Source organism: Mesorhizobium sp. C372A, assembly GCF_030323245.1.
Classification (GTDB): Bacteria; Pseudomonadota; Alphaproteobacteria; order Rhizobiales; family Rhizobiaceae; genus Mesorhizobium.
In genome coordinates, this window is the sequence record NZ_CP100475.1 from 4,769,613 (window position 1) to 4,783,159 (window position 13,547).

Annotated in this window: 8 protein-coding genes; 3 read left to right on the top strand and 5 right to left on the bottom strand. The window is 63.3% G+C overall.

Annotated elements, in window-relative coordinates; genetic code table 11:
* The first annotated feature begins 168 nt into the window (after positions 1-168).
* Complete coding sequence (locus tag NLY42_RS22950; RefSeq protein ID WP_286488825.1) at positions 169-6,378, top strand: apolipoprotein A-IV repeat region-like domain-containing protein; 6,210 nt, start codon at positions 169-171, stop codon at positions 6,376-6,378.
* Positions 6,379-6,384: 6 nt separating this feature from the next.
* Entirely contained in the window at positions 6,385-7,137 is a 753-nt protein-coding gene (locus tag NLY42_RS22955) for an RNA ligase family protein (RefSeq protein WP_245263525.1), read from the top strand.
* A gap of 34 nt (positions 7,138-7,171) precedes the next feature.
* Here NLY42_RS22955 and NLY42_RS22960 read toward each other — a convergent pair whose 3' ends face one another.
* The 4 genes from NLY42_RS22960 to NLY42_RS22975 are packed head-to-tail and all read right to left on the bottom strand — an operon-like array spanning position 7,172 to position 11,246.
* The gene (locus NLY42_RS22960) at positions 7,172-7,813 is read right to left on the bottom strand and encodes an ABC-type transport auxiliary lipoprotein family protein (protein ID WP_444849013.1); all 642 of its coding nucleotides are present in this window, start codon (positions 7,811-7,813) and stop codon (positions 7,172-7,174) included.
* Positions 7,814-7,850: 37 nt separating this feature from the next.
* Positions 7,851-9,224 carry an MlaD family protein gene (locus NLY42_RS22965; protein ID WP_023699351.1) on the bottom strand — a complete coding sequence of 458 codons (1,374 nt, stop codon included), beginning with the start codon at positions 9,222-9,224 and terminating at the stop codon, positions 7,851-7,853.
* A gap of 14 nt (positions 9,225-9,238) precedes the next feature.
* A complete protein-coding gene (locus tag NLY42_RS22970) occupies positions 9,239-10,057 on the bottom strand; it encodes an ABC transporter ATP-binding protein (protein WP_023684944.1) in 819 nt (272 codons plus the stop codon).
* Position 10,058: 1 nt separating this feature from the next.
* Entirely contained in the window at positions 10,059-11,246 is a 1,188-nt protein-coding gene (locus tag NLY42_RS22975; RefSeq protein WP_023708615.1) for an MlaE family ABC transporter permease, read from the bottom strand.
* 77 nt (positions 11,247-11,323) lie between these two features.
* Here NLY42_RS22975 and dgcA point away from each other — a divergent pair, with 77 nt between their 5' ends.
* Entirely contained in the window at positions 11,324-12,307 is a 984-nt protein-coding gene (dgcA, locus tag NLY42_RS22980; protein WP_023690143.1) for an N-acetyl-D-Glu racemase DgcA, read from the top strand.
* Here dgcA and NLY42_RS22985 read toward each other — a convergent pair.
* Positions 12,278-13,492: an MFS transporter gene (locus tag NLY42_RS22985; RefSeq protein ID WP_023754400.1), complete on the bottom strand. Its 1,215-nt coding sequence runs from the start codon at positions 13,490-13,492 to the stop codon at positions 12,278-12,280. The genes dgcA and NLY42_RS22985 overlap by 30 nt on opposite strands.
* Between the last annotated feature and the right edge of the window lie 55 nt (positions 13,493-13,547).

The following is a 13,547-nucleotide window of genomic DNA, read 5'->3' on the forward strand; positions in this document are numbered from 1 at the left end:
TAACCTTATATTTAAAGTTTTACGTATCTCGCGGAATGCATGTTTTCTTTACCCCTGTGTGTCATTACGATACGAAGGTCCATTTTTAGCCTCCTGCGTGGGATAAGACGAGCCAGAATCAGGCAAAAATAAGAAGTCCCTCGGCAGCTAGTACAGGGTAGCGAAGGCATGGCGAAGAAACCAACGACGACCAGAACTCTCGACAGCGACGTAGCCAGGGAACTCGAAAAGGCACTAGACCTCGATCTCAGCGGAGACGGCAGCGGCGATCTCGATATCGCGGCGTCGATGGAAGATCTGGAAGCGCAGATATCGCAGGCCGCGGACGAACTGGCGCGCGAAGGCCGCCCCCAGAAGCCCGCCCCCGCTCAAAACGCGCCCGTCCAACAAAACCAGAGTGCGAAGCCGGCAGCCAAGCCCGCCGAGCTGCGCCCGGTCGAATCGCGCAACAGCGCTCAGCCAGCCGGCTTCAAGCCGGCAAACGATGACCGCCAAAAAGATTACAAGACGCTGCTGCACAGCCTCAACCGGCGCGCGTCTAGCACGATCTATTGGGTCGTGGCGTTCGTGTCGCTGGCCTGGATCGCCGGCGCCGGCGGCCTTGCCAATTTGCTGTTTGGCCCCAGCATCTGGAAAATTCGTACATTCGATCAAATCCTGGCCCGCCCTGAACTGATCGGCCTGGCGATCGCGGCAATCATACCGGTCGTCCTGTTTTGGGCCTTCGCGGCGATGATCCGCCGCGCGCAGGAAATGCGCATTGCCGCGCAGTCGATGACGGAAGTGGCTTTCCGTCTGGCGGAGCCGGAAAACCTCGCCCAGGATCGCGTGATGATGATCGGCCAGGCCGTTCGCCGTGAAGTGGCGGCGATGGGCGAAGGCATCGAGCGCACGCTGGCGCGCGCCGTCGAACTCGAAACGCTGGTCCACAGCGAGGTCAACCAGATCGAACGCTCCTATTCGGAGAATGAATCGCGCATCCGGTCGCTGGTCGACGGGCTGGGCAGCGAGCGCGAAGCCGTCGTCACTCATGCCGAGCGCGTGCGCGCCTCGATCACCGGCGCGCATGAAACGCTGAAGGACGAGATCGGCGCGGCCTCCGACATTATTCGCGACTCTATCCTCAACGCGTCGACCAAGCTGTCGATGACGATCACGAATTCCGGCGACACGCTGATCGACCGCATCAATGAAAGCTCGATGTCGATCTTCGATTCCGTCGAAACCCGGCTGGATTCGATCACCGACAGGCTGTCGACATCGGGCGAAGCCTTTGCTTCGCTGCTCGACACCCGCATCGCCAAGCTGACGGACACCACAGACGGCCTGACCCGGTCGCTGACCGACCTGCTCGACGACCGCACCACCGGTATGGTGTCGCTGCTCGGCGGCGCCGCCCGCACCCTGAGCTCGGAATTCGAGTCCAGCCTGAACGGCATCGAGCGGACGCTGGCCGAGCGCGGCCAGGCGCTGATCAGCGAATTCCAGACCCGCGCCGAAGCACTCGATACCGGCACGCAGAAGCTCAACGCCGCGCTCGAGGCGCGCGCCCGCCAGATCAACGAAACGCTGGTCGAGCGCGCCCGCGAGATCGCCCACACCTTTGCCGAGAGCAAGGATCATTTGTCGGCCATGATCGATCAGGGCAAGACCCAGATCGGCGCCGACATGGCCGACATCGTCTCGTCGACCTCGTCGATGCTCGAAGCCCGCGCCAGCGATTTCGCCGGCCGGATGGAAGCCGCCCGCCATGTCGTGTCGCGCTCATTCGACACCGACATCCAGCGTCTTGCCGATGCCCGTGTCGGCATCGAGGACGCCGTCGAAAACCACAGCCGCAAGCTGTCCGAAAGCCGCGAACGCATGGCGGCTGCCATGCAGGCGGACCTGGCGAAGTTCGCCGAGGGCCGCGCCGGCATCGATGCGGCCGTAACGAACCAGGTGCAGAAGCTGGCCGAAGGCCGCAACCTGATCTCGCGCGCCCTGGAAGAGGATCTGCGCAAGGTCAACGAGTCGCGCGCCGCCATCGACGCGTCGCTGGGCAGCCATCTCGAGCGGCTTGAAGAAGGCCGCAACCGGCTCAACCAGGCTTTGCATGAAGACTCCGGAAAACTTGTGCAAGCCCGTACGATCATTGACGAAATGGTCGCCGGGCATGTCGGTAAGCTGGCCGAAGGCCGCAACATTCTGTCGCGCGCCCTGGAAGCCGATCTCGGCAAGCTCGCCGACAGCCGCGCCTCGATTGACGGGCTGGTCGCCGGCCAGGTTGAAAAGATCGCCGAAGGCCGCGCCATCCTGACCAAGGCGCTCGAAAACGACATTATCGGCATCAAGGGCGTGATCGAGAACCACTCTGCGAAACTGGCCGAGGATCGCACCGAACTCAGCAAGGCGCTGGAGAACGACCTGTCCGGCATCAGAGGCCTGCTCTCCGACCATTCGAGCCGGCTTGCCGACGATCGTGGCCTGTTGTCACAGACGCTCGAGGCCGACCTCGCCAAGCTCGCCGAGAGCCGGTCGAGCATCGACGGGCTGGTCGCCGGCCAGGTCGAGAAGCTGGCCGAGGGCCGCGATATCCTCAAGCGCGCGCTCGAAGCCGACCTCAACACCATCAAGGGCGCCATCGCGGGTCATTCCGACAAGGTGGCGGAAGAGCGCGGTCAGCTTTCCAAGGCACTGGAGGCCGATCTGCAGAATGTGAACAGCCTGATCGCCGACCACTCGAACCGGCTTGTTCAGGATCGTTCGACGCTATCCCAGGCGCTTAAGGATGACCTTCAGAATGTGAACAGCCTGATCACCGACCACTCGAGCCGGCTTGTCCAGGATCGTTCGACGCTATCCCAGGCGCTTCAGGACGATTTGCACAATGTCAGCGGCATCATGGCCGATCATCAAAACAGGCTCGTCCAGGACCGTTCGGCGCTCTCAAAGGCACTGGAAGACGACATCGCCAAGCTGGCGGAGAGCCGCTCCAACATCGATGGGCTGGTCGCCGGACAGGTCGAGAAGCTCGCCGAGGGCCGAGACATCCTCACACGGGCGCTCGAAGCCGATCTCAATGCGATCAGGAGCGCCATTGCCGACCAGTCGCAGAAGCTGAGCGAAAACCGTGGCGAGTTCGCACGGGTGCTGGAAGCGGATTTGGAAAATGTCAACAGCCTGATCGAGGGTCACAGCGACAAGCTCGTCCGGGATCGCGCGACGCTGTCGAAGGCTCTCGAGGACGACCTCGCCAAGCTGGCCGAGAGCCGGTCGAGCATCGACGGACTGGTCGCAGGCCAGGTCGAGAAGCTGGCCGAGGGCCGAGACATCCTGAAACGTGCGCTGGAAGCCGACCTGCAGAAGCTGTCGGCAAGCCGCGGTGAGGTCGACGACATCATCGCCGGCCATGTCGGCAAGTTGGCCGAAGGCCGCAACATGTTGACCCAGGCGCTGGAAGACGATCTGGCAAAGCTCGCCGACATACGTAAGGATGTCGACCGCTCGCTGTCGGGCCATATCGACCAGATTGCCGGCAGAAGCACCGATATCTCGGCGGCAATCGCTGCCGATGTCGAGAAGATCGAGCAGGCCTTCAGCAAGCAGACCGGCATCATCGAAGAGCGCGCCGGAACCATGGAGCGCGCGTTGTCGGTGGGTGTCGACAATGTCCGCAGCGTGCTTGAAAAGAGCGCCGTCTTCGTTGCCGGCGCGCTCCGCGAGAAGGTCATGGAAGTCACCAGCGCGCTGCACGAACAGGCCGGTGCTGCCTTCAGCGACGCAGACCGCAAGATCGCCGAGCGTGCCGAGCAGACCTCGGCCGCCCTTTTGGCCCGGGCCGAGGACATCGCCCGCACCTTCGAGGACGCGGATCGCCGTCTGCACGCACGTGCCGAGGACACATCGAGCGCCCTGCTTGCTCGCGCCGAGGATACGACGAATGCCTTGCTTGCTCGCGCCGAAGACACAACGAGCGTGCTGCTTGCCCGACATGACGAGACGTCGAACTCGCTGCTCGCCCGCGCCGAAGAAACGGCCGGACGGCTGGCTGCCCGCGCCGGCGAGATCGCCGGCACGTTCGACGCCGCCGACCAGAAGCTGGTCGCGCGCGCGGTGGAGACGGCGCAGTCGCTGGCCGACCGCGCCGGCGACATCCTGCGTAACTTCGAGGGCGCCGACCAGCGGCTGAGCATGCGCATCGGCGAATCCGCCGAAGCGCTGGCCGCCCGCGCCTCGGACCTTGGCCGCATCTTCGACGCCGCCGACCAGCAGCTGATCTCGCGCATTGCCGAGGGTTCGGACGCGCTGTCGGCACGCGCCACCGAGATCAGCCGCATCTTCGACGAGGCCGATCACCGCCTGGTGTCGCGCATCGCCGACTCCACGTCGACGATCGGCGAGCATGCCGACAACATCGTCGGTGCCTTCGCCAGCACCGAGCAGCGCGTTGCCGAACGCGCACGCCAGACCGGCCAAGAACTTGCCGTCCACGCCCGCGAGATGGAGCAGGCTCTTGCCGGCGCCGACGAGCGGCTGGCCGCGAGCGTTGCGTCTGCAGCTTCGCGCGTCGAGGAACAGGTCGCCAGCGTCGAGAACCGCCTTCTTTATACGACGGAGACGATGGGCCAGAAGCTCAACGAGCAGGTTTCCAGCGCAGAAGCTCAGCTGATCTCGCGCGCCAACACGATTGCGGAGACTTTTACCGCAGTCGGCCAGCACATCGGCCAGAGCACCAACGACGCTGCCAAGACCATCGGCACCAATACCCGCGAGCTCAACACGATGCTGGCGGCGCGTTCGGCCGAGATGGCGAAGATCCTGGACGAAACCGCGCGGCCGCTGGTCGAGCGCTTCGCCCAGGGCGGCTCGGAACTGCAAAAGAGCATGGAAGAGGTCACCGAACGCGCGACCGAGAAGCTGCGCAGCGAAAATGCCGCCCTCGTCAACGCGCTCGCCAGCCGCACCGCCGAAACGCTGTCGGCCGTCGAAGGCGCGCGCTCGTCGCTCGCCGATAGCGTCGCCGACCTCATCGGCCGCATGAGCGTCTCCAGCTCGCAGCTTGGTGAGCTGATCGAACAGGCGGCGATCAACCTCGGCCAGGTTGACGAACGTCTGAGCGGCAGCACGCAAAGCTTCGCGGCAACCACCGAAAAGGCCGCGCAGACCTTCGCCAGCTCGGCACGCCTGGTCGATTCGAACACGACGCGGCTTACCGAACTGTCGTCGTCGACCCTGCGCGAAGTGGCCTCGATCGCCACCAAGTTCGACGAGCACAGCCGCTTGCTGTCCTCGGCTTCGGATCTGTTGAGCTCGGCGCAGAGCAATCTGGAGCACACGCTTGAGCGGCAATCGTCGCTCGAAGATCTCGCCGTCGGCCTGGTCAAGAAGTCGGAAGACCTCGAGAAGGTGATGCGTTCGTTCGAAAACCTTGTCGGCCAGACGATGCAGAATGCCGAAGGCAAGACGCTGGCATCAGCCGACAAGATCCGCATCGCCATAACGGAAGTGGTCGATTCGGCAACCAGCCGGTTCGCCGATGCGACCGAGGAGATGCGGCGCACCGCAAGCTCGATCAAGACCGAGCTCGACCTCACCCGCGCCGAGCTCAAGAAGGGCGTCATCGAGATGCCGGAAGAGGCCAAGGAATCGACCTCGGCGATCCGCCGTGCCGTTGCCGAGCAGATCAACGCGCTCAAGGAACTTTCGGATATCGTTGCGAAATCGGGACGCGGCGGCGACAATGCCGAACCGCGCGCCCTGCGCCCGGCGCCGCAGGCGCCAGTGCAGCGCCCGGCCGAGCCGGTACGCCGCCCGCCGCCGGCGCCACAGCCGGAGCGCCCTGCTCCGCAGGCGCCGCTCGGCGGCCTGCGTGGCACGCTCGATATCGAACGCCCTGCCGAAGCACCGCGCCAGCGCGACGCCAACGCCCGCACGCCGCAAGGCGGCTGGGTGCGCGATCTCCTGACCGGGGCATCGCGCGAGGAGGAAGTCGCCAGGCCGGCAGCGCCCGCGGAAGCACCGCGTGCAACTCCCGCCCAGCGCTCGCCGCTGCATGTCATGGAGTCGCTCAACTCGCTCTCGGTCGATATTGCCCGGGCGATCGACCACGACGCCTCGATCGAGCTGTGGAACCGCTACCGGCGCGGCGAGCGTGACGTGTTCACGCGCCGCCTCTACACGCTCAAGGGCCAGCAGACCTTTGACGAAATCCGCCGCAAATATCAGGCTGAGGCGGAGTTCCGCGCCGCCGTCGACCGCTACTGCGACGATTTCGAGAAGCTGCTCAAGGACGTCTCGCGCAACGACCGCGACAACATCATGGCGCAGACCTACCTGACGTCGGACACCGGCAAGGTCTACACCATGCTGGCCCATGCGAGCGGCCGTTTGCACTAGCTACGATTGCTGCATCAAAATGAAAAAGGCGGGAAATTTCCCGCCTTTTTCGTTTGTCATGGATCGAACAATGACGAGCGCAAAGAACTCAGGCTGCCCTTGCTGGCGCGATGGACTGCAAGCTATGCCTCCAGCATGAGGAAATACGGTCGCACCTTTCATCTGCCGATATCGGTCGGAGCCACCAGCGACGACAAGGTCATGGCGTCGCTTGAAGGACTAAGGGTGGCTGATCTTGTGGTCACCGAGAAGATGGATGGAGAGAACACAACCCTTCATCGCGATGGCTCTCACGCGCGCAGTCCCGATAGCCGTTATCATCCATCCCGAGACTGGCTGAAGGCATTTGCAGCAAATGTTTTACCGCAACTTGCTGACGATGAACGGATTGTCGGCGAGAACCTCTATGCCCGACATTCGGTTGCGTATGATGCGCTGCCGTCATTTTTTCTTGGCTTTGCATGGATCATCGGGACCGAGATTCAACCGTGGGATTTGACCCTGGCCCGGTTTGAGGAACTGGGCATCACTCCTGTTCCCACGCTCTATCGTGGGCCTTTCAGCCCCAACCTCTTCGATGATCTGGCTGCGTCCCTGGATAAGGCCAAGCAAGAAGGCTTTGTGGCTAGGGTTGCCAAAGCATTTGCTGAGGCAGACATGCCCATTCGCATGGGCAAATATGTACGGGCAGGACATGTCCAGAGTGAAACCCACTGGATGAAGGCAGAACTGGTCACCAACCGTCTGGCAGGCGGCTAAGATTCCTGGGTCTCAAGCGCCTCGCCGGGTTCGGTCAGATCACCGAATCCGTCCAGCCCACAACATCCTTCGCCGCCTCGCCGAAGGCGCTGTCGAGCGCGTTGACATAGGCCGGATTGCCGCTGCCCGAGACGGGAGCGGATGCGGTGAAGCTCTTCGAGGCGCGCACCTCGCCGTTGCGGTCGTTCAGGATGCGCACGAAGAGATTGACCTCGGCATGCTCGCCACCATTGACGCGGACTTCGAAGGAGCGGATCTCGACGATCACCTGGTAGTCGATCGCCAGCCCCTCGCCCGGCTTGCCGACGCCGGCAAAGCTTCCGGAGCGCTGGAAGGTTTCGGCGAGCCTCGCCTGCACGATCAGCGGCAGCCGGTCGGCCCATTGCGCGCCCTTGAGATACTGGATCGAGCGATCTGACGGCTTGATGACGATGTTCTGGCTGTCCAGCGCCTTGAGCGCGGATGGCTGGGCGATCAGGATCTGGCGGCGGCTGTGGCCATGCGCGTCGATCGACGGGGCGGACAGCTCGAACGTATCGAGTGGCGCCGGCTTGCCTCCCAATGCCGCGCAACCAGCCAGCGTCAGGCCAAGCAAAACGACTGCCGATCTATACCCACCCAACCCGAACGTCACGCGTGATCCCCACTGTCCCCGGATCGTATGATGAATCCGCATCCGCGGTCCATGTAATTGCTGCGGGCGGGCACGGAAGTCAACGCCGTGCCCTGCCATCGAACTGCCGGACCTCGCCGTCGCCGCCCGACAGGATGCGCTGCGGGTTGCGGCTGAGATCGGTCACCGCCTCTTCGATGCGGCTGATCGAACGCCGGCTGTCCTGGACCAGCGCCTCGACATTCGACAGGCCCTGGCCCGAGAAGCGCGCAATATTGTCGGTGATCGTGCCAAGCCGGGCGTTCAGCGTGTCGGCGACCTGCTTGAACGACTTCAGCGTGTCCCTGGCATCGGCCATGACGCCGTCGGCTTGGCCCGAACCGAGCAGCGTATCGACCCTTTTCAGGATGCCGTCGACGCGCACCGAGGCATCGTTGAGGCGCGACGCAAGCTGTTTGGCGTCCTTGATCGTCTCGTCGATGTCGTCGGCCCGGTCGGCGAACTTGTCGGTCACCTTGGCGATGTCGGCGGCGGCCTTGTTGGCATTTTCGCTGGCCTTCTGAATGTTGGCGAGCGCCACGCGCACCTGCGCCGGATCGATGCCGTCGAGCACATTGTCGACCTTGGCCAGCGTGCCTTGCGTGCGCGTGGCGAAATCGTTGACCGAGCCGACCGCGGTATCGACGTTCTTGATCACGCCGTCGAGCTGTTCGCTGGTCTCCTTCAGATTGGCGGTGACGGCGTCCACATTGGCGACGATGCTCTTGATCTTGTCCTTGTCGACGGCATTGAGCAGGCTTTCGGCAGCCTTCAGCGTGCCGTCGAGCTTGCCGGAAACACCCTTCAGCTCATCCGACAGCGCGCTGACGGCGGTCAGGAACTTGTCGATGCCGTCGGCATTCCTGGCCAGCGCATCGGAAAATGTCTGGGCGTTCTTGACGGTCTGGGTCAGCGGCCCGCGCACATCCCTGGTGAAACCTTCGAGTTCGGAAAGCACCTTGTCGGCACGGGTGAAGATATTCTGCGCCGTCTGCAGCAGGTTGGTGACCGCCGATGGATTGGCGACGATCTCGGCGGTCCTGCCTTCCTTTGCCGCCTCTTCCAGGAGATTTGGTTCCTTTGGATCGGCGCCCTTCAATTCGATGTTGACCTGGCCGGCAAGGCTGGCGATGCCGATATCGGCCTGCGTCGATTTGGTGAGCGGCGTTGTCTGGTCGATCTCGGTCGTAGCAATGGCGGCATTGGGGTCATTGCGGTCGAAATAGACGCGCTTGACCACCCCGACCTTGACGCCGTTGAACAGCACCAGACTGCCGGGGCCGAGGCCGGAGGCCGAACCCTGAATGCGCACGCGCAGCTCCGCCGTCTCGCCGCGATCACCGATCTGGGCGGTCCAATAGACGAACCCGAACGCCGCCAGGATTGCAGCCAGGGTGAAAATGCCGACAATTACGTAGTTGGCTCTGGTTTCCATTGCCCCACTTATGTCTATGCGCGCGCGGCAAGATCAAGTTGCCGAGCGCGTTTTCCGCGGAAATAGGATTTGACCCACGGTTCTTCGCTTTTCAGCATGTCGTCGATCGTGCCTTCGACCAGGATTTTCTTGTTGCCGAGCACCGCCACGCGGTCGCAAGCGGTAAACAGCGTGTCGAGATCGTGCGTCACCATATAGACCGTCAGATCCATCGTATCGCGCAGCTTGACCACTAGTTCGTCGAATTCGGACGCGCTGATCGGGTCGAGGCCGGACGTCGGCTCGTCGAGGAAGACGATGTCGGGGTCGAGCGCCAGCGCCCGCGCCAGGGCGGCGCGCTTGATCATGCCGCCCGAAAGCTCCGAGGGAAATTTTTGCGCGGCGTCCGGCGGCAGGCCGACCAGTTCGATCTTGAGCAAGGCCAGCTCGTCCATCAGTTTCTTCGGCAGATCGAGATATTCGCGCATCGGCACCTGCACGTTTTCCTGCACGGTCAACGCCGAAAACAGGGCGCCGTGCTGGAAAAGCACGCCAAGCCGCATATCGATGCGCAACCGTTCGATGTCGCTGGCCTTTTCGAGGTCGAGGCCAAACAGCTTGATCGTGCCGGACTGCTTGTGCAGCAGGCCGAGAATCGTGCGCAGCAGCACCGATTTGCCGGCGCCCGAGGCGCCGACGAAACCGAGGATTTCGCCGCGCTTGATGTCGAGCGCCAGTTTGTCGAGGATCAGCTTGTCGTCCAGGGCAACGGTGATGTCGCGCACCGACAGCACGATATCGTCTTCTTCCATTCCCTGCACAGCCTTGGTCGCCTTTGAGTTTCTGCGCATCATGTCAGAACTCGATCGATGCGTAGAAGATGGCAAAAAGGCCATCGAGGATGATGACAACGAAGATCGATTTCACAACCGAGGCGGTGACGTGCAGACCCAGCGATTCGGCGCTGCCGCCGACCTTCATGCCTTCTACGGAAGCAATGGTGCCGATGATCATGGCCATGAACGGCGCCTTGATCAGCCCGGCGAAGATGGTGCTGATATCGATCGCGCCGCGCAGCCGGTCGATGAAGGCCGTCGGCGCAATACCGGAATAAAGCCAGGCGGCTAGGATGCCGCCGCCAAGAGCGGCAAAATTGGCGACGATGGTGAGACAGGGCAGCGCGATCACCAGCGCCACCAGGCGCGGAAACACCAGCACGCCGATCGGGTTGAGGCCGATGACCTTCAGCGCGTCGACCTCCTCGCGCATCTTCATCGAGCCGATCTCGGCGGTGATGGCGCTGCCGGAACGGCCGGCGATCATGATGGCGGTCATCAGCACGCCGAGCTCGCGCAGGATCAGCACGCCGACCAGATCGACAACGAAAATGTTGGCGCCGAAATAGTTGAGCTGGTAGGCGCCCTGCTGGGCGACGATGGCGCCGACGATCGCCGACATCAGCACCACCACGGGGATGGCGCCGACACCCATGCGATCGATCTGGTTGAAGATCGCCGCCGGATTGATGGCATGGCCGCGCCCGAGCTTCATCTGGGCGCCGCCGATGGTGGCGCCGAGGATGTTCATCGAGGCGAGGAAATCGTCGCGCATCTCATAGATGCGGCGGCCGACCGCCTCCAGCCCGCGGAGGATGATGTTGGGGCGCCGGACGCCGCGCGATTCGGGCTCGCGCCGGACAGCTTCGCCAACGGCGCCGAGCAGGATCGAGGCGACATCGCTTTGCCCCTGCATCTTGATCTCGACACCCTTCTTTTCGAAGACACTGACCAGGCGATCGATCAGCCAGGCTCCGGCGGTGTCCATCTTCTCGATGTGGGAAAGATCCAAAGCGAGCGTCTGGAAGCCTTTGCGCTGCTCGATCTTGCGCATCTCGGCGTCGATCAGCGCCACTGTCGTCGTCGTCCAGATGCCGGAGAAAGCGCAGCCGAGGACGCCGCCCTCCTCGCCGACCGCAACGCGGGGCTGGTGGTCGGCCTCCTTGGCGGCGTTGCCGCTTGCGTCGCGTTTGCCGATGGTCAACATGGCGTCCTGTTTAGCCTGACGGGTCGTACCTGTCGATTTGCCGACGACGCGTTGTCGCATAGCCGGAGCAGAAAATTATGGCGCGTGTCATTTCGGTTGAGGCCGAGCGTTTTCCCATTGCCGGCACCTTCACCATCTCGCGCGGGTCGAAGACCGAAGCCGAAGTCATTACCTGCACGATCAGTGATGGGGACAATCGCGGATGGGGCGAATGCGTCCCCTACAAGCGCTATGGCGAGACCATGGAGGGGGTGCGCGACGCCATCGAGGCCATGCGCCGGCAGATAGAAGGCGGCATCAGCCGCAAGGAACTGCTCGATGCGATGCCGGCGGGTGCTGCCCGCAACGCCATCGATTGCGCCTTGTGGGACCTGGAGGCCAAGATCAGCGGCGTTGCGGTCGCGGACGCCATCCACGTTGTGCCCTTGTCGGCGCTGGAGACGGCCTACACGCTGTCGCTGGGCGAGCCGGAGGCAATGGCGGCGCAAGCCCGCGCCAATGCCGGGCGGCCGCTGCTCAAGGTCAAGATTGGCGGCGACAACGACATGGCCCGCATCCGCGCCGTGACCGAAGCGGCGCCCGACAGCCGCATCATCCTCGACGCCAATGAAGGCTGGATCGATGCCAACATCATCGAGAATCTCGCTTTCGCCGCCGAACATGGCATAGCCCTGATCGAACAGCCGCTTCCCGCCGGCCATGATGCCATCCTGCGCCACATCGCGCATCCGGTGCCGATCTGCGCAGACGAAAGCGTCCACGAGGCGAAGGACCTCGAAACGCTTGTCGGCCTCTATGACGCCGTCAACATCAAGCTCGACAAATCCGGCGGCCTGACCGCCGCCCTTACCCTTCGCAACCGCGCCCGGGAGCTGGGATTCGGCGTGATGGTCGGCTGCATGGTCGGCACGTCGCTGGCGATGGCGCCGGCAGTGCTTTTGGCGCAAGGCGCCGACTTCGTCGACCTCGACGGTCCGCTGCTGCTTGCCCGCGACCGCCAGCCCGGCCTCGTGTACCAGGGGTCGCTGGTGTCACCGCCTGACAGGATGCTGTGGGGCTGAACGCGCGGCGAGCCCGATCAGCGCCAGGCCGACGATGGCGATCGGGATCATCGCCAGGAAGCCGTCGACGCCGTAGCGCTCGTAAAGCGGGCCGGACGCCAACGTCACCGCCGCCATGAAGAAGCCGTTGAAGAAATAGGCAATACCTTGCGCCGCACCCGTGCGTTCTTCCGAAACCGTTTCGCCGATCATCTTCTGCAGGCCGATCAACACCATCGCCACCGACACCGAATGCAGGGTCTGCACGCCGAAGAAACCGGCAACGCCAAGCCCGAGTGGCCAGATCAACGGAAAGGCGATCCAGCGCACGATGGAGCCGACGCCGGCGATCAGCATCACCTTGACGACTGAGACGGAGGCAAAAATACGGTTGAAAAACACGAACATGCAGACCTCGGCCACCACGCCCCAGGCCCACAGCAGGCCAACGACGGAATCGCTGATGCCGACCGATTTCCAGTAGATTGAGACAAAGCCGTAGAGGAAGGCATGGCTGGCGGTGATGATGCCGACGCCGAGGGTGAAATACAGGAAATACCGATTGAGAAGGCTCGGCGCCTGATGCTGGATGTCGGCGGCCGATAGCGGCGAAGCCCGGCGCGGGCGGCCAAGCCGCGGCGCCAGCAATCCGGCGACGAGCGCGGCAGACAATGCCGCAAAGATGATTACCGGCACGGCCTGCGGGCTCGTCCAGGCGAGGATAAAGCCGCCTGCGACATTGGCGCAGAGATAGGAAATCGAGCCCCATTTGCGCATCGCGGTGTAGTTCGAGCCGAAGCGGCGCACACCCGACAGTGCGAGCGAATCGGCGATCGGCGAATGCGGCGTCCACACCACCGTCAGCGCCAGCGATACGGCAAGCACCATGGCGTAGGTCGGGTTGAGGAAATAGCCGGCGGAAAGCACCATCGTCGCGGCCACCAGCGCAATATAGACATCGGCCCTGTCCTTCGCCCGGTCCGCCAGCGCGGTCAGCAGCGGCGTCGTCACCACGCGCAGGAACATCGGCGCCGCCAGGATGATGGCGATCTGCTCGGCGTGGAAACCCTGGGCATGCAGCCACAGCGGGAAATAAGGCACATGCGTTCCCAGCGACACGAACAATGTCGCGAAGATCAGGCTCATACGCAGTTCGAAATGGCGCGGTTTGACGAGTTGTTCAGGCGAGAGCGGCGGCAGCGACATGAATCGATCCAATTACGCTGCACAAAGGGCTGCAACGCAGATCGATCCCTTAACA